Here is a 19,786-nt window from a genome sequence, read left to right on the forward strand (position 1 = left end):
CGTGTCTGCGGGGGCGGCGATCACCGCGCCGATAGGCTCGCCGCATGCTCGACAACCCCCGCTCTCCCCGTGTCCGCTCCGTGGCGAAGCTCACCCGCCGCCCGGCCCGGCTCGAGACGGGGCTCTTCCTCCTCGAGGGCCCGCAGGCACTCTCCGAGGCGCTGCAGTACCGCCCGGAGCTGATCGTCGAGTCGTTCGCGACTCCGACCGCTCTGGAGCGCCACCCCGAGATCGTCGCCGCCGCCGCCGCGGCGGAGGTGGAGATCGAGTACGTGACCGAGGACGTCCTCGACGCGATGGCCGACACCGTCACTCCGCAGGGCTTCGTCGCGGTCTGCCGTCAGTTCCCCACGTCGCTCAAGGACGTCGTCGCCTCCGAGCCGCGTCTCGTGGCGGTGCTCGAGGAGGTCCGCGATCCGGGCAACCTCGGCACGATCATCCGTGCCGCCGACGCCGCCGGCGCTGACGCGGTCGTGCTGTCCGGCCGCTCGGTCGACCTCTACAATCCCAAGGTCGTGCGCTCCACGACCGGCTCGCTCTTCCACCTCCCGGTCGCGGTCGGCGCCGACCTCGCCGACGTGCTGGGCCGGCTCCGCGGCGTGGGCCTCCGCTCCGTCGCGGCCGACGTGAAGGGGGAGGACCTGCTCGACGTCCGCGCACGCGGGGACCTCGCCCAGCCGACCGTCTGGGTCTTCGGCAACGAAGCGCGCGGCCTCGAGGACGAGTCGCTCGCCCTCGTCGACGGCGTGGTCGCGGTGCCCATCTACGGGGCGGCGGAGTCGCTCAACCTCGCGACCGCGGCCTCCGTCTGCCTGTACGAGAGCGCCTTCGCGCTGCGTTCCTGAGAGGAACCGGGCCGAGGGTGCTGCGAACCTGGAGAACAGGGTGCGTTGTTACCCTTCGGTTAAGAATTCCCTCATGATTTGACCGGCCCATCCCCGTGTGCTTCTCTGACGGCATGGTCACAGCCCCGCAAGACGAGCGCGCCGCCGCTCCCGCCGGTGAACCCCTCGTCGTCCTCTCCGGGGTGCAGAAGCACTACGGCGACTTCCAGGCTCTGAAGGACATCGATCTGACGGTGCACCGGGGCGAGGTCGTCGTGGTCCTCGGCCCCTCCGGATCCGGCAAGTCGACGCTCTGCCGCACGGTCAACCGGCTCGAGACGATCTCGGGCGGCACCATCACCATCGACGGGCAGAAGCTCCCGGAGGAGGGCAAGGGCCTCGCCGCGCTCCGCGCCGACGTCGGGATGGTCTTCCAGTCGTTCAACCTCTTCGCGCACAAGACGATCCTCGAGAACGTCACCCTCGGCCCGATCAAGGTCCGCGGGCTCTCCCGCAAGGACGCGGAGGCCCAGGCCACGGCGCTGCTCGACCGGGTAGGCGTCGGCCACCAGGCCGCCAAGACCCCGGCCCAGCTCTCCGGCGGGCAGCAGCAGCGCGTCGCGATCGCGCGGGCGCTGGCGATGAAGCCCAAGGTGATGCTCTTCGACGAGCCGACCTCGGCGCTCGATCCCGAGATGATCAACGAGGTCCTGGACGTGATGGTCGGGCTCGCCAAGGACGGGATGACGATGATCGTCGTCACCCACGAGATGGGATTCGCCCGGAAGGCCGCCGACCGCGTCGTGTTCATGGCCGACGGCGAGATCCTCGAGGACACCGACCCGGAGTCGTTCTTCACCGCGCCCCGCACCGACCGGGCCAAGGACTTCCTCTCCAAGCTCATCACGCACTAGAAGCGCGATCAGCAGCCACCAGGCAGGTCGGACCCGTGACCCGGGAGCCGACCCGACATCGCCCGCTCCGGCGGGCCGAACCCCAGGAAGGACGATCATGCGCACCAGGCTCATGTTCATGACCGCGGGACTCGCAGTAGCGACCCTCGCCCTCGCCGGCTGCTCCGGCGACTCCGGAACCGCCGGCGGCGGCGCCGGTGGAGGCTCCGAGGGAGGGACCTCCGCGTACAAGGTCGCCTCCGACGTCACTCTCGAGGGCAGCCCGACCTTCGACGCGATGACCGCGGACGGCAAGGTCGTCATCGGCGTCAAGGAGGACCAGCCCGGGCTGGGCTACCTCGACGCGGCGACCGGCGAGCGCTCCGGCTTCGACATCGAGATCGCCAAGTGGACCGCCGCCTCGCTCGGCTTCGCGGCCGACGCCATCGAGTTCCAGGCGATCCCGTCGGCCAACCGCGAGGCGTCGATCGTGAACGGCGACATCGACTACTACGTCGGCACCTACTCGATCACCGACAAGCGCAAGGAGCAGGTCGGCTTCGCCGGACCCTACTTCGAGACCGGCCAGCAGCTGCTCGTCGCGGCCGACAACGACACGATCACCGGACCGGACGACCTCACCGCCGACACCACCGTGTGCTCGGCCACCGGCTCCACCCCGATCCAGAACATCCGCACCAACTACCCCGAGGTGAAGACCGAGGAGTTCGACACGTACTCGCAGTGCGTGGACGCCCTCTCCGACGGCACCGTCGACGCCGTCACCACCGACGGCGCGATCCTGATCGGTTACGCCGCTCAGAAGCCCGACGAGCTCAAGGTCGTCGGAGAGCCCTTCAGCACCGAGCTCTACGGCATCGGCCTGCCGAAGGACGACGACGCCCTGCGCCACTTCGTCAACGGCATGCTGACCGACGGCGGCGAGACCTGGAGCGCCATCTACGACGAGACGCTCGGCCAGTCCGGCACGACCGTCACCCAGCCGGCGGTGAACGACTACTAGGAGGCGCCCCGGGCGGCCCGACCGCCGCCCGGGGGTCCCCTCTCCTCGACCACCACCACCGCTCCGACAGAAGGGCCAGCCGCATGGATGTCCTGTTGAACAACCTCGACGTCTACGTCCCGGCCTTCGGCAACACCCTGATCCTCTTCAGCGTCTCGCTCGTGTTCGCCCTGCTGATCGGCACGGTGGTCGGCGCGATGCGCGTCTCGCCCGTCCCGATCGCCCGCGCGGTCGGCACGGTGTACGTGAACACCATCCGGAACACCCCGCTCACGCTGGTGATGTTCTTCTTCGCCTTCGGCTACCCCAAGCTCGACCTGCCGCAGGTGGACTACACGAACCTGGCGATCTGCGCCCTCAGCCTCTACACCGCGACCTACGTCGCGGAGGTGCTGCGCTCGGGCATCAACACCGTGCCGATCGGCCAGGCCGAGGCGGCCCGCGCGATCGGCCTCGACTTCGGCCTCACGATGACGCAGGTCGTCCTGCCCCAGGCCTTCCGCTCCGTGATCCCGCCGCTCATGAGCGTCCTGATCGCGCTGCTGAAGAACACCACCGTCGCCGCCGGCTTCTCGGTCGCGGAGGCGGGCACCATCGTCCGCGTCCTCAACGAGCGCGGCGAGAACAGCCTCATCGTCGTCCTCTGGGTGGCCCTGGTCTTCGTGGTCCTGGTCACCCTGCTCTCGCTCGTCCAACGTCAGCTCGAGAAGAAGTGGAGGGTCGCCCGATGAGCTCCGTCCTCTTCGACAACCCCGGCCCCCGGGCCGTCGTGCGCAACCGCGTCATCGGCGTCGTCGTCGTCCTGCTGATCGCGGCGTTCCTCGGCTTCGTGGTCTGGCGCTTCGCGGAGTCCGGCCAGTTCGACGCCTCCAAGTGGCGCGCGTTCGGCTACCCGCTGGTCTGGCAGAGCATCGGCGGCGCCCTCGGCCGCACGCTCGCGGCCTTCGCCACGGCGGGCGTCGCCAGCCTCGTCCTCGGCCTCCTCCTGGCGATCGGCCGGCTCTCGGACCGGCGCTGGATCAACGTCCCCGTCACGCTCTTCATCGAGCTGTTCCGGGCGATCCCCGTCCTGATCCTGATGATGCTGATGTACTACGGCCTGCCGTTCGCGGGCCTCAAGCTCAGCCCCTACCTCGCCGTCGTCATCGCCCTGACCCTCTACAACGGCTCCGTCTTCTCCGAGATCTTCCGCGCCGGCATCGAAGCCCTCCCGCGAGGACAGAAAGAGGCGGGCTACGCGATCGGCCTGCGCAAGTCCGGCGTGATGCGACTCATCCTGTTCCCCCAGGCGATCCGCTCGATGCTGCCCGTGATCATCGCCCAGCTCGTCGTCGCCCTCAAGGACACGGCGCTCGGCTCGATCATCACCTACAACGAGCTGCTGTACTACGCGCGCTACCTGGGCAACCAGTCGAGCCTCGACAGCCCGATCATCCCGGCGGCGATCGTCATCGGAGCGATCTACATCGGCATCTGCCTCCTCCTCTCGGGGCTGGCGAAGTGGATCGAGATCCGCACCAAGAGCGGCGGACGCGGCGGCCGCACCATCGGCGGCCACCCCGCAGCCCGCGCGCAGACGGACACGCAGCTGATCGCTGTGCAGGATTGAACTGTGAGGATCGCCCGAGGGCGATCCTCACCGCGGTCGGCTTCCCGACGGGTCGGGTTCCGCAGAGCGTCCTGCGTCCGGCTAGGAGGAATCGCTCGCACGCGATTCCTCCGTTCGCCTCGAGGGTCCGGCGATCGCTCAGCGCATCGAGCGGTGGTGCTCCGCTCCGGCGTCGTCGACGCGGAGGCGGTGGTGATCGGGGAGTCGCGATCGGTCCGGGCGTCTTCCCGTCCGGCGGCGCCCAGCTTCCTGCCGGTCGAGCAGCCTCCGACCCCGGCGTAGCGAGAACCCGCCCCTGCTGGTCGAGCAACGCCGGTGGCGGGGCTTCGAGAGCCGTCGGCGCAGACGGGGGCCTGGCCGCGGGCGAGCGCGACGAGCACCGCGCGCGGGCGGCGGGAGGGGGCGGAGGCCCTCGCCTACACTGGGGGATCGTGTCAGACAGCAACCCGATCACCGACGAGGCCGTCTTCGCGGCGGTCGCCGACGCCCTCGCCGCCATCGGCGCGGCGGGCGACTCCGCCGCTCTGAAGTCCGCCCGAGCCGCCCACCTCGGCGAGGGGTCCGCCCTCGCCCGCCTCAACGCGCAGATGCGCTCCGTCCCGCCTGAGCACAAGGCGGCGTCCGGCAAGCTCGTCGGCGGTGCCCGCAAGCAGGTGGGCGACGCCTACGCCGCCCGCGAGGCCGAGCTCGTCGAGGCCGAGGACGCGGCCGCGCTCGAGGCCGAGCGCGTGGACGTCACCGCCGGTGCCAGCTTCGTGCGCCGCGGCGCCCGCCACCCCCTCTCTCTGCTCCAGGAGTCGATCGCCGACGTGTTCGTCGGGATGGGCTGGGAGATCGCGGAGGGGCCGGAGCTCGAGAACGAGTGGTTCAACTTCGACGCCCTGAACTTCGACGAGGACCACCCGGCCCGCGCCATGCAGGACACCTTCTTCGTCGACCCCGTCGACTCGCACCTGGTGCTGCGAACGCACACCTCGCCGGTGCAGATCCGCTCGATGCTCGAGCGCCCGCTGCCGCTGTACGTGATCGCTCCGGGCCGGGTGTACCGCACCGACGAGCTCGACGCGACGCACACGCCCGTGTTCACGCAGTTCGAGGGCCTCGCCGTCGACCGCGGCCTGACCATGGCGCACCTGCGCGGCACCCTCGAGCACGTCGCGCGGATCCTCTTCGGCGACGACGCGCGCATCCGCCTGAGGCCGAACTACTTCCCCTTCACCGAGCCCAGCGCCGAGCTGGACGTCTGGCACCCGACCTTCGTCGGTGGTGCCCGCTGGATCGAGTGGGGCGGCTGCGGCATGGTCAATCCGAACGTGCTGCGCGCGGCCGGGATCGACCCGGAGGAGTACTCCGGGTTCGCCTTCGGCATGGGGATCGAGCGGACCCTGATGTTCCGCAACGACGTGAAGGACATGCGCGACATGGTCGAGGGCGACGTCCGCTTCAGCGAGCAGTACGGGATGGTGATCTGATGCGCATCCCGCTGAGCTGGCTGGGGGAGTACGTGGACCTCGAGCAGGACGTCACGACGGAGTCCGTGCACGCGGCCCTGGTGTCGGTCGGCCTGGAGGAGGAGGACGTCCACCGGTTCGAGGTGACCGGGCCCGTCGTCGTCGGCGAGGTGCTCGACCTCGCTCCGGAGCCGCAGAAGAACGGCAAGACCATCAACTGGTGCCACGTCCGCGTGGCCCCGGAGGGCGGGCGGGCCGCCGACGGCGGAGAGGACGTCCGCGGCATCGTCTGCGGAGCCCACAACTTCGCGGCCGGCGACAAGGTCGTCGTGTCCCTGCCGGGTGCGGTCCTGCCCGGGCCGTTCCCGATCTCCGCGCGGAAGACCTACGGGCACGTGTCCGACGGGATGATCGCCTCGAGCCGCGAGCTCGGCCTCGGGGACGACCACGAGGGCATCCTCCGCCTCGCCTCGCTCGGGCTCGACCCGGAGCCGGGCACGGACGCCGTCGCGCTCCTCGGTCTCGACGACGCCGCGGTCGAGGTCAACGTGACGCCCGACCGCGGCTACGCCTTCTCGATCCGCGGCATCGCCCGCGAGTACGCCCACGCCACCGGAGCCGCCTTCCGCGACCCCGCTCGGGCGCTCCCTCCGCACGAGCGCACGGAGACGGCCCCCGTCTTCCCCGTGTCCGTGGCCGACGAGGCGCCGATCCGCGGCCGTGTCGGCGCCTCCGTGTTCGTCACGCGCGTCGTCCGGGGCGTCGACGTCTCACGACCGACGCCGCCGTGGATGCTCGCGCGACTGCGACTGGCCGGCGTCCGCTCGATCTCGCTCGTCGTGGACATCACCAACTACGTGATGTTCGAGCTGGGCCAGCCGCTGCACGGCTACGATCTGGCGACCCTGCAGGGCGGCATCGTGGTGCGCCGCGCCGCACCGGGGGAGACCCTCGAGACGCTCGACGGCCAGACCCGGCGCCTGCACGCGGAGGACCTCGTCATCGCCGACGACGGCGGGGCGATCGGCCTCGCCGGAGTGATGGGGGGCGCGCGCACCGAGATCTCGGACGCCACATCCGACGTCCTGCTCGAGGCGGCGAACTTCGACCCGGTCTCGATCGCCCGGACGGCTCGCCGGCACAAGCTGCCGAGCGAGGCGTCGCGGCGCTTCGAGCGCGGCGTCGACCCCGAGGTGGCCTCGGTCGCCGCGGCCCGCGCGGTGCAGCTGCTGGTGGAGCTCGCCGGCGGCACGGCGGACGAGCTCGGCTCGGTCCTGGCCGACCCGCGCACGGCGGAGCCGGTCGAGCTGCCGGACGGCTACGTCGCAGGCCTCATCGGGGTGGAGTACACCCCGGCGGAGATCCGCGGCGCGCTCGTCGAGATCGGCGCTTCCGTCGAGGCCGGCGGAGCGGGCCTGCTGGTGACTCCGCCGAGCTGGCGCCCGGACCTCGTCGACCGCGCCTCGCTCGCGGAGGAGGTCGCCCGCATCACCGGGTACGACCGCATCCCGGCGATCCTGCCCGTCGCGCCTCCCGGCCGCGGTCTGACCCCGGGCCAGAGGCTGCGCCGCACCCTCGCCCAGGCGCTCGCCGCCGCGGGTCTGACCGAGGTGCTCTCGTACCCGTTCCTCTCGCGCTCGATCAACGACCGGCTCGGCTCGGTCGACGGGGAGCCGCAGGAGCAGATCACGCTCGCGAACCCGCTCGACGCGACCGCGGGCCAGCTGCGGATCTCGCTGCTGCCGGGTCTCGTGCAGGTCGCGGCCCGCAACCGCTCGCGCGGCCTGACGGATCTCGCGGTCTACGAGCTCGGCTCCGTCTTCCTCCCGGCCGCCGGCGGCCCGTTCGGCTCCGGGGCGCTCCCTGCGGGCGGGGCGCGTCCGTCCGCGGAGGTCGAGGCCGAGCTGAACGCGGGCATCCCACCGCAGCCGCGGCACCTCGCGGCGCTGCTCACGGGTGCCGCCGTCGTGCGCCAGCCCGGTGTCGCCGGCCGTGACGTCGACTGGCGCGACGCCCTCGACGTGGTCCGCGAGGTCTCCGCGGCGACCGGCACCGAGCTGGTGCTGCGCCAGGGGGCCCACGCCGCGCTGCACCCGGGCCGCACCGCCGAGGTCGTTCTCGACGGCGCGGTCATCGGGCACGCGGGGGAGCTGCTCCCGGCGCTCGCCGAGGAGCTCGACCTGCCGCGCCGCGTCGCCGTGGTCGAGCTCGACCTGGAGCCGCTGCTCGCGCGGGCCGGGAGGGTCGTCGTGGCCCGCCCGGTGGGCGCGCTGCCCGCCGCGACCCAGGACCTCTCGCTCGTCGTGCCGGTCGGCACCGCGGCGGCTGACGTGCGTGCCGCCGTCGCCGAGGGGGCGGGCGAGCTGCTCGAGGCGATCCGCCTGGTCGACGACTACCGCGGCACCGGGCTCGCCGAGGGGACGAAGTCGCTGACCTTCGCGCTGCGCTTCCGCGCGCCGGACCGCACGCTCACCGCGGCCGAGGCGACGGCCGCGAAAGAGAACGGCGTGGCCGTGGCGGCGGAGCGCTTCGGCGCCCGACTCCGCGAGTGAGGCCGGGGGTCCCGTCCGGTTCGGCCGGGCGGGGCCCCGCACCCGCACCGGCTAGGCTCTCGGGCATGACTTTCTCCGTGGCGGTGGCCGGTGCGAGCGGCTACGCGGGCGGCGAGCTGCTGCGACTGCTCGCCGACCACCCCGAGTTCGAGGTGCGCACGGTGACGGCGCACGCCAACGCGGGTCAGCCCCTCGTCGCCGTGCACCCGCACCTCCGCTCGCTCCGCGACCTCGTCCTCGTCGACACGACGACCGGGAACCTCGCCGGGCACGACGTCGTCTTCCTCGCCCTCCCGCACGGGAAGTCGGGCGAGATCACCGCGACCCTCCCCGAGGACGTCCTCGTCGTCGACTGCGGCGCCGACCACCGCTTGACCGACCCGCAGGACTGGGCCGACTTCTACGGGGGCGACTTCGCCGGGTCCTGGCCCTACGGGCTCCCGGAGCTGCTGATCGGCGGCGGCGGACGCAAGCAGCGCGAGGCGCTCGCCGGAGTGCGGCGCATCGCCGTCCCCGGCTGCAACGTCACGGCGATCACGCTCGGCCTGGCCCCCGGCCTGCACGCCGGAGTGATCGAGTCGTCGGACCTCGTCGCGGTCCTCGCCGTCGGACCCTCGGGTGCGGGCAAGAGCCTGCGGACCGACCTCCTCGCCAGCGAGCTCCTCGGCTCCGCGCACGCCTACGGCCTCGGCGGAGCGCACCGCCACAATCCCGAGATCCGGCAGAACCTCCTGCTCGCCGGAGCCGGACCCGTCTCGATCTCGTTCACCCCGGTCCTCGTGCCGATGTCCCGGGGCATCCTGGCGACCTCGACCGCGCGCCTCGCTCCCGGCGTCTCCGCGCAGGACGTGCGCGCCGCGTGGGAGACCGCCTACGGCGACGAGACCTTCGTCCAGCTGCTCCCGGAGGGCTCCTTCCCCCGGACGGCCGACGTGGTGGGGGCGAACACCGCTCTGATCGGACTCGCCGTGGACGAGCGGGCCCGCCGCGTCGTGGTCGTCTCGGCCATCGACAACCTGGTCAAGGGCACCGCGGGCGCAGCCGTCCAGTCCACCAACATCGCCCTGGGACTCCCGGAGTCCCTCGGCCTGAGCGTGAACGGAGTCGCGCCGTGAGCGTCACCGCAGCAGCAGGGTTCCGGGCGGCCGGAGTCGTCGCCGGGCTCAAGTCGACCGGAGCGCGCGACGTCGCGCTCGTGCAGAACCTCGGCCCGCTGCAGAGCGCCGCCGCGGTCTTCACGAGCAACCGCTGCAAGGCGAACCCCGTCCTCTGGAGCGAGCAGGTGATGCGCGACGGCGTCGTCTCGGCGATCGTCCTCAACTCCGGCGGCGCCAACTGCTACACGGGTGCTCAGGGCTTCCAGGTCACCCACCGCACCGCGGAGCTCGTGGGCGAGAGCCTCGAGGTGTCCGCCGGCGACGTGCTGGTGTGCTCCACCGGGCTGATCGGCGACCAGCTCGACCTCGCGAAGCTCACCACCGGCGTGACCGGCGCCTCCGCCGAGCTCGCCGGGGGACCCGAGGCGGGCGAGGCGGCCGCCCGCGCGATCATGACCACCGACACGGTCCCGAAGCAGGCGGTGGTCCGCTCCGAGCAGGGCTGGAGCATCGGCGGCATGGCCAAGGGCGCCGGGATGCTCGCGCCGGGTCTGGCGACGATGCTGGTCGTGATCACGACCGACGCGGCCCTCGAGTCCGCCGCTCTCGACACCGCCCTGCGTGCCGCGACCCGCGTCACCTTCGACCGCCTCGACTCGGACGGCTGCATGTCGACGAACGACACCGTCGCACTGCTCGCGAGCGGCGCCAGCGGCGTCGAGGCCGACGCCGACGAGTTCACCGCGGCCCTGACCGCGGTCTGCCGCGACCTCACCCTGCAGCTGCAGGCCGACGCGGAGGGCGCCGCCCACGACGTCGCGATCCGCGTGCTGAACGCCGCGACCGAGGACGAGGCCGTGGTCGTCGCCCGCGCCGTCTCCCGCAGCAACCTGTTCAAGGCCGCGATCTTCGGCAAGGATCCCAACTGGGGCCGCGTTCTCGCCGCCGTGGGCACGACCGATGCGCAGTTCGACCCGTACGGCATCGACGTCGCGATGAACGGGGTGCAGGTCTGCCTCGCGGGCGAGCCGCACGAGAGCCGCGACCTCGTCGACCTCGCCCCTCGGGAGGTCGCCGTCGACATCGACCTGCACGCCGGCGACGCGACGGCCACGATCTGGACCAACGACCTCACGCACGACTACGTGCACGAGAACTCCGCGTACTCGAGCTGAGGCGGCCATGAGCGACGACACCACTCTCTCGGCCGAGAGCCGCGCCGAGCGCGACGCCGCGCCCGGGAAGGCCGCGACGCTCATCGAGTCGCTGCCCTGGCTGCAGAGCTTCCACGGGCGCACGATGGTGATCAAGTTCGGCGGCAACGCGATGGTGTCGGAGGAGCTGCAGCGCTCCTTCGCCCAGGACATGGTCTACCTGCGCTACGCCGGGATCCGCCCCGTGGTCGTCCACGGCGGCGGGCCCCAGATCTCGCGGATGCTCGACCGGCTCGGGATCGAGAGCGAGTTCCGGGGCGGTTACCGGGTCACGAGCCCCGAGGCGATGGAGGTGGTGCGGATGGTGCTCACCGGCAGCATCAGCCGCGACATCGTCCGCCGGATCAACGAGCACGGCCCCCTCGCCGCCGGCATCTCCGGTGAGGACGCGGGCCTCTTCGTCGGCCGCCGCCGCGGTGTCGTGATCGACGGCGAGGAGCACGACCTCGGACTCGTCGGAGACGTGATCGCTGTGGACCCCGCCGCCGTCCTCGCTCAGCTCGAGGCCGGCCGGATCCCGGTCGTGTCCTCGATCGCCCCCGATTCGGACGACCCCACGCAATCGCTGAACGTCAACGCCGACGCCGCCGCCGCCGCGCTGGCCGTCGCGCTCGGCGCCGAGAAGCTCGTCGTCCTCACCGACGTGGCCGGCCTCTACTCCGACTGGCCCGACCGCGCGTCGCTCGTCTCGCACATCCGCTCGGACGACCTCGCGGCTCTGCTGCCCTCGCTCGAATCGGGCATGATCCCCAAGATGACCGCCTGCCTCGACGCCGTGCGCGGGGGAGTGCCCAAGGCCGCCATCATCGACGGCCGCATCCCGCACTCGATCCTGCTCGAGGTGTTCACCTCGGAGGGCATCGGCACCGAGGTCGTCGCCTCGCTCGACCCCCGCGACCGGGAGCGAATGTCGGGCCGCTGATCCTCAGCGGCCCCGGCTCCGAGCGCCCGTCCCGTCCGGGACGCGCGCACCGTCGGCCCTCGCGGCCGGACCGCTCCGATCGAAAGGCCACCATGTCCACCCCCACGACCGCGTCCCGCACCGGCTCGGCGCGCGACCGCTACTCCGCCGCGATGATGCAGACCTTCGCGCCGCCGCTCGCCGTGCTCGAGCGCGGCGAGGGCTGCCGGGTCTGGGACGTCGACGGGCGGGAGTACCTCGACTTCCTCGGCGGCATCGCCGTCAACTCGCTCGGCCATGCGCATCCCGTGTTCGTCGAGGCCGTGACGCGCCAGGCCGGTGCGCTCGCCCACGTCTCCAACTACTTCGCGACCGCCCCGCAGATCGAGCTCGCCGAGACCCTGCGCCGCCTCACCGGGGCCGGGGAGACGGGCCGCGTCTACTTCGCCAACTCGGGCACCGAGGCCAACGAGGCGGCCTTCAAGCTGGCGCGGCTGAACGCGGCCGGCGGCCGGCACCGCGTCCTGGCGCTGCAGAACGCGTTCCACGGGCGGACGATGGGCGCGCTCGCTCTGACCGGCAAGGCGGCCATGCGCGCGCCGTTCGAGCCGATGCCGGGAGGGGTCGAGCACCTCGAGGCGAGCATCGAGGCCCTCGAGGCGGCTCTCGATGAGTCCGTCGCCGCGCTGATCGTCGAGCCCATCCAGGGGGAGGCGGGCGTCATCCCGCTGCCGGCCGGCTACCTCGAGCGCTCGCGGGAGCTGACCCGCGAGCACGGCGCGCTGCTCATCGTCGACGAGATCCAGACCGGGGTCGGGCGGACCGGACGCTGGTTCGCCTACCAGGAGGCGGGAATCCTGCCCGACGCCGTCACCCTGGCCAAGGGGCTCGGCGGAGGCTTCCCCGTCGGAGCGCTGGTGACCTTCGGCGAGGCGTCCGACCTCCTGCAGAAGGGCCACCACGGCAGCACCTTCGGCGGCAATCCGCTCGCGACCGCCGTGGCCGGAGCCGTGCTCGCCGAGATCGAGCGCGCCGACCTTCTCGGCAACGCGCGGGAGCGCGGGGCGCAGATCGTCGACGCGCTGACCGCTCTCGACTCGCCCCTGATCGGAGGGGTCCGCGGCGCGGGCCTCCTCCTGGGCATCGCCCTGACCCGGCCGGTCGCCGCCGAGCTCGCCGCCGCCTGCCTCGACGCCGGCCTGATCGTGAACGCGGCGAACGACTCGAGCATCCGGCTCGCGCCTCCGCTCGTGGTGACCGCCGCCGACGTCGCCGAGTTCGCCGAGCGCTTCGGCCGCGCACTGCAGACCCTCTGACCCCGTACCTCCACCGAAAGCGACCAGCACCGTGACCCGCCACTTCCTCCGCGACGACGACATCACTCCCGCCGAGCAGGCCGAGATCCTCGACCTCGCCCTCGAGCTCAAGCGCGACCGCTTCTCCCGGAAGCCCCTCGCCGGGCCGCAGACCGTCGCCGTGATCTTCGACAAGTCCTCCACGCGCACCCGTGTCTCCTTCGCGGTCGGCATCGCCGATCTCGGCGGCAGCCCCCTGATCATCTCGACCGCGAGCAGCCAGCTCGGCGGCAAGGAGACCGCCTCCGACACGGCGCGGGTCCTGGAGCGCCAGGTCGCCGCCATCGTGTGGCGCACCTACGCGCAGTCGGGCCTGGAGGAGATGGCGCGCAGCACGCGCGTGCCGGTCGTCAACGCGCTCTCGGACGAGTTCCACCCGTGCCAGCTCCTCGCCGACCTGCTGACCATCCGCGAGCACCGCGGTCACCTCGCGGGACTCACGCTCACGTTCTTCGGCGACGGAGCGAGCAACATGGCGCACTCGTACCTCCTGGCGGGGGCCACGGCCGGCATGCACGTCCGCATCGTCTCCCCGGAGTCGTACTCGCCGGACGCGGCGGTCCTGGCCGATGCGCAGCGCATCGCCGCGACCACCGGCGGATCGGCGATCACCACGACCGACCCCGACGAGGGCGCGGCCGGCTCCGACATCGTGATCACGGACACGTGGGTGTCGATGGGCAAGGAGGACGAGAAGGCGGCGCGCGTCGCGACCTTCGGCGCCTACCGGGTCGACGCCGCCACGATGGCCGCTGCCGCTCCCGACGCGCTGTTCCTGCACTGCCTGCCCGCGGACCGCGGCTACGAGGTGACCGCCGACGTGATCGACGGCCCGCAGAGCGTGATCTGGGACGAGGCGGAGAACCGCCTGCACGCGCAGAAGGCCCTGCTCGTGTGGCTCCTGGAGCGCGCCGGCACCGCCGACGCCGCTCAGTAGACTCGACAGCCGAACCCGAGGAGAACCATGACGGAACGACCCTCCGCCCGCGCGGGCGAGGCCGGAGCCCTGTGGGGCGGCCGCTTCGCCGGCGGCCCCTCGCCCGAGCTCGCCGCGCTCTCGAGGTCGACCCACTTCGACTGGCAGCTCGCCCCCTACGACCTCGCCGGCTCCCGCGCCCACGCCCGGGCGCTCGCCGGAGCGGGCTACCTCGACGACGCCGAGCTCACCGCGATGCTCGCGGCGCTCGACCGGCTCGAGGCTGCCGTCGCCGACGGGAGCTTCGCCGCCGACGAGTCGGACGAGGACGTGCACGGCGCCCTCGAGCGCGGCCTGATGCTCGAAGCCGGTCTCGAGCTCGGCGGCAAGCTCCGCGCGGGGCGCTCGCGCAACGACCAGATCGCCACCTTCGTCCGGATGTACCTCCGCGACCACGCGGCGCTCGTCTCGGAGCTGGTGGTGCAGCTCATCGACGCCCTCGCCGCGCAGGCGTCGGCGCACCCGACGGCGATCATGCCCGGGCGCACCCACCTCCAGCACGCTCAGCCCGTGCTCCTCGCGCACCATCTGCTCGCCCACGGCTGGGCGCTGCTGCGCGATCTGGAGCGCCTGCGGGACTGGGCCGTCCGGGCGGACGTCTCGCCCTACGGCTCGGGCGCCCTCGCCGGCTCGACCCTCGGCCTCGACGCCGAGGCGGTCGCCCGCGATCTCGGCTTCGCGTCGAGCGTGCCGAACTCGATCGACGGGACGGCCAGCCGCGACCTCGTCGCCGAGTTCGCCTTCGTCACCGCCATGATCGGGATCGACGTCTCGCGCATCGCGGAGGAGGTCATCCTCTGGAACACGCGGGAGTTCGCCTTCGTCACGCTCGACGACGGCTACTCGACCGGGTCCTCGATCATGCCGCAGAAGAAGAACCCCGACATCGCCGAGCTCGCCCGGGGGAAGTCCGGCCGGCTGATCGGCAACCTCACCGGGCTGCTCGCGACCCTCAAGGCCCTGCCGCTCGCCTACAACCGTGACCTGCAGGAGGACAAGGAGCCGGTCTTCGACTCGGTGACGACCCTCGAGGTCCTGCTGCCCGCGTTCAGCGGCATGATCGCGACCCTCACCTTCCACACCGACCGGATGGCGGAGCTCGCGCCCCAGGGCTTCTCCCTCGCGACCGACGTGGCCGAGTGGCTCGTGAAGAAGCACGTGCCCTTCCGGGACGCCCACGAGATCACCGGCGAGCTGGTCAAGCTGGCGGAGTCGCAGGGGAGGGGGCTCGAGGATCTCGACGACGCCGCGCTCGCCTCGGTGTCGCCGCTGCTCACGCCCGACGTGCGCTCCGTCCTCAGCATCGAGGGATCGGTGGCGAGCCGGGACGGTGTCGGCGGCACGGCTCCCGACCGCGTCTCGGAGCAGCTCGCCCGGCTGACCGAGCGCGTCCGGGTCGTGCGCGGATCCCTCCGGGGGGAGCGCCCGTGACCCTCCGAGGAGCGCCGGGCGACGACGGCCGTCCGCCGCTGCGCCCCTGGCAGCAGCGGACTCTGGTGCTCGTCGCCGCAGTCGTCATCGTCGCGGTGATCGTGATCACCCTCGTGTCGGGCCAGAGCTTCTTCTGAGCGCCGACCTCCCCGATCTCTCGCGCTCGGCCCTCGAGGTGGCACCGGAGCTGCTCGGCCGCGTCCTCCTGCACCGCACGCCGGAGGGCGTGGTCGGCGTCCGGCTGACCGAGGTCGAGGCGTACCTCGGAATCGGTGAGGATCCGGGCTCGCATGCGCACCGCGGACCGACACCCCGGACGGCTCCCATGTTCGGTCCGCCCGGGTCCGTGTACGCGTACTTCACCTACGGGATGCACACCTGTGTGAACATCGTCTGCTCCCCGGCGGGCACGGCGTCGGCGGTGCTGCTGCGCGCCGGCGAGGTCGTATCGGGGGAGGATCTCGCGATGATCCGGCGCGGACCCGTCCGCAGCCGGGATCTGGCCCGCGGACCCGCACGGCTGGCGAAGGCCCTCGGAGTCCGTCTCACCGAGTCGGGCGACCCGCTCGAGGCGGCGTTCGAGCTGCTGCCGGGGGAGAGGCCGTCCTCCGTGGCGGCGGGCCCGCGCACCGGAGTCTCGGGCCCGGGCGGCGGGGACGACTTCCCGTGGCGCTTCAGCATCCCGGGCGACCCCACCGTCTCGCCCTACCGGAGAGCAGTGCCCCGGCGGCGGCCCGGAGCTCAGCCCGCGAGGTAGAGCCGGGCGAGAACGCCGAGAGCCGCCGCCCAGGCGAGGCTCGCCAGCGTGCCGATGATGAACCGCTCGCGCGCTTCCGGGGAGGCGAGCTCGCTGAAGCGGCCGACGCCCTTGATCGCCACCACGACCGCGATCCCCTCGGGGAGACCGCTCATCAGCGCGCCGGCCGTCGCGATCCGCTCGAGGACCCCGATCGTCGTCCCCCCGCGCAGCACCTCGATCGGCTGGCCGATCGCCGAGGGCGCGCTCCCGGCGGCGGGGCGGGAGGTTCCGGCGACCATGATGCCGCCGTGGCTGCCGCTGCGGGAGTCGGCCGTCGCGAGCCGGAGGGTGAGCAGCACGACCGGCCCGCCGCCCGCGATCGCCAGCGCGAAGGCCAGCACCGCCACCAGGACGGAGTGGATCGGGGGCGCGGACGGTCCGGCGACCGCCGTGAGCAGGAAGGCGGCGGCCGCCGCCACGAGGGGGATCCAGGCGAGCTGCGGACGGCGAAGGCGCACGGCGAGCACCGCACCGGCGAGTCCGGCGAGCAGCACGAGCACCACGCCCGTCCACGAGGCGGACTGCAGCGCGGAGGCGAGGAGCAGGGCGGGGGATCCGGGGGGTGCCGTCATCGGGGTGTCCTCTCGTCGGTGGGGTCGAGCGTACGGTCGACCACTGTCAGCAGGCGCGCGAGCGCGTCACGGGCGGGAGCGTCGACCCGAGCACTCGCCGCGCGGACCCGGAGGCTGACCGCCTGCGGGCTGACGGCGAGGCGCTCGGCCGCATCCTTCTGGGAGAGGCCGCTCTCGAGCAGGTCGACGATCTGCCAGCCGGCCTCGGAGCGCGCGTCGCGCAGCAGGAGGAGCGGATCGATCAGCGCCTGGACGTCCGTCGGTGCCGGCGCCGCCGTTCCCGGTGCGTCCGGATCGAGGGAGAAGCGCGTCGGCCGGCCCTTCGCCGCCTCGACCGCCCGGCGCGCCGCGAAGTACGCCTCCCCGGTCGCCGCTCTCGTGGTCGCGGGGAGTGGCCGGTCGACGGGGCCGATCCCGAGGCCGATGCTCCAGTGGCCGGTCCGGTGCAGCTCGAGCACGAGCGCGACGACGGCATCGGCCCGGTCGAGCACGCACTGGAACTCGTCGCCCGCCGTCCGCTCCGGGGGCAGGACGAACGTCGCCCGACCGTCGTCGATCAGGCTCGCGATCGCCTGATCGACGCGGTCGTGGTCGTGCCTGCTGTCGCGCTGATCCGCGGTGATGACGAACATCGGACCTCCTCGATCAAGTATCGGCACTTGATCGCCCGGGATCAAGCCTGTGCGCTTGACTCCCGGATACCGGCTCCTTCCCGCCGCGGTAGCCTGGTCGGGTGATCGACCAGCACCTCCCCGGGTCCGCGACGAGCCCGCAGCTCGACCCCGCCTTCGACACCGTGTGGGACGAGCTGGTCTGGCGAGGCTCGGTGCACGTGTCGACCGATGCGGGAGCGTTGCGCGAGCTGCTGTCGGGGGAGCCGATCACCTACTACTGCGGGTTCGACCCGACCGCGCCCAGCCTCCACCTCGGGAACCTGGTGCAGCTGATCGTCATGCGCCGGCTCCAGCTGGCCGGGCATCGGCCGCTCGGGCTCGTCGGCGGCTCGACCGGGCTGATCGGGGATCCGCGTCCGACGGCCGAGCGGACGCTGAACTCGCGCGAGACGGTGACGGCGTGGGTCGAGCGCCTCCAGGCGCAGGTGTCCCGGTTCGTTCCCTCGGGCGGCGACAACGGGCTGCGCCTGGTCAACAACCTCGACTGGACCGCTCCGCTGTCGGCGATCGACTTCCTGCGGGAGATCGGGAAGCACTTCCGCGTGGGGACGATGCTCAAGAAGGACGCGGTCAGCGCCCGCCTCAACTCCGACGCGGGGATCAGCTACACCGAGTTCAGCTACCAGATCCTGCAGGGTCTCGACTACCTGGAGCTCTACCGACAGTACGGGTGCGTCCTGCAAACCGGCGGCAGCGACCAGTGGGGCAACCTGACGAGCGGGACCGACCTGATCCACCGCACGGAGGGCGTGTCGGTCCACGCGATCGGCACACCGCTGGTGATGAACTCCGACGGCACCAAGTTCGGCAAGAGCGAGGGCAACGCCGTCTGGCTCGACTCCGAGCTCACCAGCCCGTACGCGTTCTACCAGTTCTGGGTCAACACGGACGACCGCGACGTCGCCGACCGCCTGCGGATCTTCACCTTCCTGCCGCGCACGGAGATCGAGCGCCTGGAGAAGGCCGCCGCCGACGAGCCGTTCCGCCGGGAGGCGCAGCGCGCGCTCGCCTGGGAGGTCACGTCGCTGGTGCACGGAGCGGAGGCGACGCGTTCGGTGATCGACGCCTCGGCTGCGCTCTTCGGCAAGGGCTCGCTCGAGGGGATCGACCCGGTCATCCTCCGTGGCGCGCTCGAGGCGGTGCCCTCGATGGAGGCGACACCGGAGACGCCGGCGCTGCAGGCGTTCGTCGAGACCGGACTCGTCGCCAGCACGGGGGAGGCGCGACGGGCACTCGCCCAGGGAGGGCTCTCGGTGAACAACACCGCCCTCCCGTCCGAGACCGTCACGCTCGGCGAGCTCCCGTTGATCGACGGGATCGCCGTCCTCCGTCGCGGCAAGAAGAGCTTCGCCGGGGCCTTCGTCCGCTGACCGCGTGCCCGCTCTCCTCGAGCGGACGCGGACGATGACGGCGTCGGCGGTCTCATCAGCTCGGTGTCCGGTAGCCGGTAGCCGGTAGCCGGTAGCCGGTAGCCGGTAGCCGGTAGCCGGTAGCCGGTGTCCGGTAGCCGGTGTCCGGTAGCCGGTGTCCGGTAGCCGGTGTCCGGTAGCCGGTGTCCGGTAGCCGGTGTTCGGTAGCCGGTGTCCGATAGCCGGTGTCGGGTACCGAGTCGGACACTCAGCGACGCACGGCCCCTGAATCGCGACACGCCCGGGACGCAGGCGATTTGCCGCTCGGCCGAGGCCCGACGTAATGTAACTCCTCGTCACCCCAAAGGAGCGGCAAGCGGGAGTCAGGCGCAGAGCGTCGAGACCAGCTGGCCCACCTCAAGCGGGGACCATCCCCTCGCTCCCAGGCCTGTTAGAGATTCGTCTCTTGAAGACTGCGGGATCGCGAGCGTAAGATGCAAAGCCTCCACGGGACACGGTCCCGGCTTCGTTGCAAGGCCTCACGGCCGAGCCCGGTGCAGCGGTGCGGTCCTCGATCGTGCAGCGAACACCACGAAGAAGCCGGACTTGACACGGCCTGCGGATGTGCTAAGTTAGTCGAGTTGCCACGGAGGCGATCGGGACTTCGGTTCTGACAAGCCTAACCGGTCTCGGCAAGCAAGACAAATCGAGTGGCTCACGCCCTCGTACAGCAAACTTCGATCACTTTCGTTGTGAAGCACCGTTCTGGTGTGGAGGCGGGATGTGTCCGATTCTTGAGAACTCAACAGCGTGCACTATGTTCAATGCCAATTTTATACCCCGGCCTTGATCTTCGGATCGGGTTGGGATTCCTTTGGAAATTGATGTCAGCTTCCGGCTTTCGGGTCGGAGAGATGTCTTATTTGCTAGAGGTCAAACTTGACTCTCCTTCTCTTCGGGGTTGGGGGTCGTAATTTTTTTACGGAGAGTTTGATCCTGGCTCAGGACGAACGCTGGCGGCGTGCTTAACACATGCAAGTCGAACGATGAAGCCCAGCTTGCTGG

Annotated in this window: 18 protein-coding genes and 1 rRNA gene; 17 read left to right on the top strand and 2 right to left on the bottom strand. The window is 71.7% G+C overall.

The features are described 5' to 3' along the window. Positions 1 to 44 precede the first annotated feature (44 nt). From C5B93_RS06430 to C5B93_RS06495, 15 genes are all read left to right on the top strand, one after another. Positions 45 to 845: an RNA methyltransferase gene (locus tag C5B93_RS06430; protein ID WP_104292052.1), complete on the top strand. Its 801-nt coding sequence runs from the start codon at positions 45 to 47 to the stop codon at positions 843 to 845. A gap of 113 nt (positions 846 to 958) precedes the next feature. Further along, positions 959 to 1,738, top strand: coding sequence for an amino acid ABC transporter ATP-binding protein (locus C5B93_RS06435; RefSeq protein WP_104224489.1), 780 nt, complete (start codon positions 959 to 961; stop codon positions 1,736 to 1,738). A gap of 97 nt (positions 1,739 to 1,835) precedes the next feature. Beyond that, a complete protein-coding gene (locus C5B93_RS06440) occupies positions 1,836 to 2,741 on the top strand; it encodes a glutamate ABC transporter substrate-binding protein (protein ID WP_181068347.1) in 906 nt (301 codons plus the stop codon). An 83-nt stretch (positions 2,742 to 2,824) separates the two neighbouring features. Continuing rightward, positions 2,825 to 3,472, top strand: a complete 648-nt coding sequence (locus tag C5B93_RS06445; RefSeq protein ID WP_104224491.1) for an amino acid ABC transporter permease — start codon at positions 2,825 to 2,827, stop codon at positions 3,470 to 3,472. Continuing rightward, positions 3,469 to 4,350 carry an amino acid ABC transporter permease gene (locus C5B93_RS06450; protein ID WP_104224492.1) on the top strand — a complete coding sequence of 294 codons (882 nt, stop codon included), beginning with the start codon at positions 3,469 to 3,471 and terminating at the stop codon, positions 4,348 to 4,350. The genes C5B93_RS06445 and C5B93_RS06450 overlap by 4 nt, the downstream gene beginning before the upstream one ends. Before the next feature lie 431 nt (positions 4,351 to 4,781). Next, positions 4,782 to 5,822 (top strand): phenylalanine--tRNA ligase subunit alpha, encoded by a 1,041-nt coding sequence (gene pheS, locus C5B93_RS06455; protein WP_104292054.1) that lies wholly within the window; start codon positions 4,782 to 4,784, stop codon positions 5,820 to 5,822. Beyond that, positions 5,822 to 8,353, top strand: a complete 2,532-nt coding sequence (gene pheT, locus C5B93_RS06460; RefSeq protein WP_104292055.1) for a phenylalanine--tRNA ligase subunit beta — start codon at positions 5,822 to 5,824, stop codon at positions 8,351 to 8,353. The genes pheS and pheT overlap by 1 nt, the downstream gene beginning before the upstream one ends. 65 nt (positions 8,354 to 8,418) lie before the next feature. After that, on the top strand, positions 8,419 to 9,468 hold the full coding sequence (argC, locus tag C5B93_RS06465) for an N-acetyl-gamma-glutamyl-phosphate reductase (protein ID WP_104292056.1): 1,050 nt from the start codon (positions 8,419 to 8,421) through the stop codon (positions 9,466 to 9,468). Beyond that, the gene (gene argJ / locus C5B93_RS06470) at positions 9,465 to 10,625 is read left to right on the top strand and encodes a bifunctional glutamate N-acetyltransferase/amino-acid acetyltransferase ArgJ (RefSeq protein ID WP_104292057.1); all 1,161 of its coding nucleotides are present in this window, start codon (positions 9,465 to 9,467) and stop codon (positions 10,623 to 10,625) included. Before argC ends, argJ begins: the two co-directional genes overlap by 4 nt. 7 nt (positions 10,626 to 10,632) lie before the next feature. Beyond that, entirely contained in the window at positions 10,633 to 11,586 is a 954-nt protein-coding gene (gene argB / locus C5B93_RS06475; protein ID WP_104292058.1) for an acetylglutamate kinase, read from the top strand. Between the two features lie 92 nt (positions 11,587 to 11,678). After that, entirely contained in the window at positions 11,679 to 12,881 is a 1,203-nt protein-coding gene (locus C5B93_RS06480; RefSeq protein ID WP_104292059.1) for an acetylornithine transaminase, read from the top strand. Between the two features lie 31 nt (positions 12,882 to 12,912). Then, positions 12,913 to 13,857, top strand: a complete 945-nt coding sequence (gene argF / locus C5B93_RS06485; RefSeq protein WP_104238645.1) for an ornithine carbamoyltransferase — start codon at positions 12,913 to 12,915, stop codon at positions 13,855 to 13,857. A 27-nt stretch (positions 13,858 to 13,884) separates the two neighbouring features. Continuing rightward, on the top strand, positions 13,885 to 15,327 hold the full coding sequence (gene argH, locus C5B93_RS06490; RefSeq protein WP_104292060.1) for an argininosuccinate lyase: 1,443 nt from the start codon (positions 13,885 to 13,887) through the stop codon (positions 15,325 to 15,327). Continuing rightward, positions 15,324 to 15,464 carry a hypothetical protein gene (locus C5B93_RS17220; protein WP_160034127.1) on the top strand — a complete coding sequence of 47 codons (141 nt, stop codon included), beginning with the start codon at positions 15,324 to 15,326 and terminating at the stop codon, positions 15,462 to 15,464. The genes argH and C5B93_RS17220 overlap by 4 nt, the downstream gene beginning before the upstream one ends. Beyond that, positions 15,461 to 16,084 carry a DNA-3-methyladenine glycosylase gene (locus tag C5B93_RS06495; protein WP_104292061.1) on the top strand — a complete coding sequence of 208 codons (624 nt, stop codon included), beginning with the start codon at positions 15,461 to 15,463 and terminating at the stop codon, positions 16,082 to 16,084. The genes C5B93_RS17220 and C5B93_RS06495 overlap by 4 nt, the downstream gene beginning before the upstream one ends. On the opposite strand, the gene C5B93_RS06500 is transcribed toward C5B93_RS06495, so the two are convergent. Both C5B93_RS06500 and C5B93_RS06505 read right to left on the bottom strand, forming a co-directional pair. Further along, positions 16,069 to 16,698, bottom strand: coding sequence for a hypothetical protein (locus tag C5B93_RS06500; protein ID WP_258059401.1), 630 nt, complete (start codon positions 16,696 to 16,698; stop codon positions 16,069 to 16,071). The genes C5B93_RS06495 and C5B93_RS06500 overlap by 16 nt on opposite strands. Next, positions 16,695 to 17,330, bottom strand: a complete 636-nt coding sequence (locus C5B93_RS06505) for a DNA-binding protein (protein WP_104292062.1) — start codon at positions 17,328 to 17,330, stop codon at positions 16,695 to 16,697. Before C5B93_RS06505 ends, C5B93_RS06500 begins: the two co-directional genes overlap by 4 nt. Before the next feature lie 101 nt (positions 17,331 to 17,431). On the opposite strand from C5B93_RS06505, the gene tyrS reads away from it, so the two are divergent. Both tyrS and C5B93_RS06520 read left to right on the top strand, forming a co-directional pair. After that, positions 17,432 to 18,742 carry a tyrosine--tRNA ligase gene (tyrS, locus tag C5B93_RS06510; RefSeq protein ID WP_104292063.1) on the top strand — a complete coding sequence of 437 codons (1,311 nt, stop codon included), beginning with the start codon at positions 17,432 to 17,434 and terminating at the stop codon, positions 18,740 to 18,742. A 957-nt stretch (positions 18,743 to 19,699) separates the two neighbouring features. Then, positions 19,700 to 19,786 (top strand): 16S ribosomal RNA (locus C5B93_RS06520); the annotation flags it as partial.

This window comes from Rathayibacter sp. AY1A2 (genome assembly GCF_002930935.1).
Classification (GTDB): Bacteria; Actinomycetota; Actinomycetes; order Actinomycetales; family Microbacteriaceae; genus Rathayibacter.

Bases quoted from the DNA above. Each gene is read 5' to 3' on its own strand.
- C5B93_RS06445 (WP_104224491.1), top strand. From the start codon at position 2,825: ATGGATGTCCTGTTGAACAACCTCGACGTCTACGTCCCGGCCTTCGGC.
- C5B93_RS06435 (WP_104224489.1), top strand. From the start codon at position 959: ATGGTCACAGCCCCGCAAGACGAGCGCGCCGCCGCTCCCGCCGGTGAA.
- C5B93_RS06500 (WP_258059401.1), bottom strand. From the start codon at position 16,698: ATGACGGCACCCCCCGGATCCCCCGCCCTGCTCCTCGCCTCCGCGCTG.
- argH (WP_104292060.1), top strand. From the start codon at position 13,885: ATGACGGAACGACCCTCCGCCCGCGCGGGCGAGGCCGGAGCCCTGTGG.
- C5B93_RS06480 (WP_104292059.1), top strand. From the start codon at position 11,679: ATGTCCACCCCCACGACCGCGTCCCGCACCGGCTCGGCGCGCGACCGC.
- C5B93_RS06440 (WP_181068347.1), top strand. From the start codon at position 1,836: ATGCGCACCAGGCTCATGTTCATGACCGCGGGACTCGCAGTAGCGACC.
- C5B93_RS06505 (WP_104292062.1), bottom strand. From the start codon at position 17,330: ATGTTCGTCATCACCGCGGATCAGCGCGACAGCAGGCACGACCACGAC.
- argC (WP_104292056.1), top strand. From the start codon at position 8,419: ATGACTTTCTCCGTGGCGGTGGCCGGTGCGAGCGGCTACGCGGGCGGC.
- pheT (WP_104292055.1), top strand. From the start codon at position 5,822: ATGCGCATCCCGCTGAGCTGGCTGGGGGAGTACGTGGACCTCGAGCAG.
- C5B93_RS06450 (WP_104224492.1), top strand. From the start codon at position 3,469: ATGAGCTCCGTCCTCTTCGACAACCCCGGCCCCCGGGCCGTCGTGCGC.
- argB (WP_104292058.1), top strand. From the start codon at position 10,633: ATGAGCGACGACACCACTCTCTCGGCCGAGAGCCGCGCCGAGCGCGAC.
- C5B93_RS06430 (WP_104292052.1), top strand. From the start codon at position 45: ATGCTCGACAACCCCCGCTCTCCCCGTGTCCGCTCCGTGGCGAAGCTC.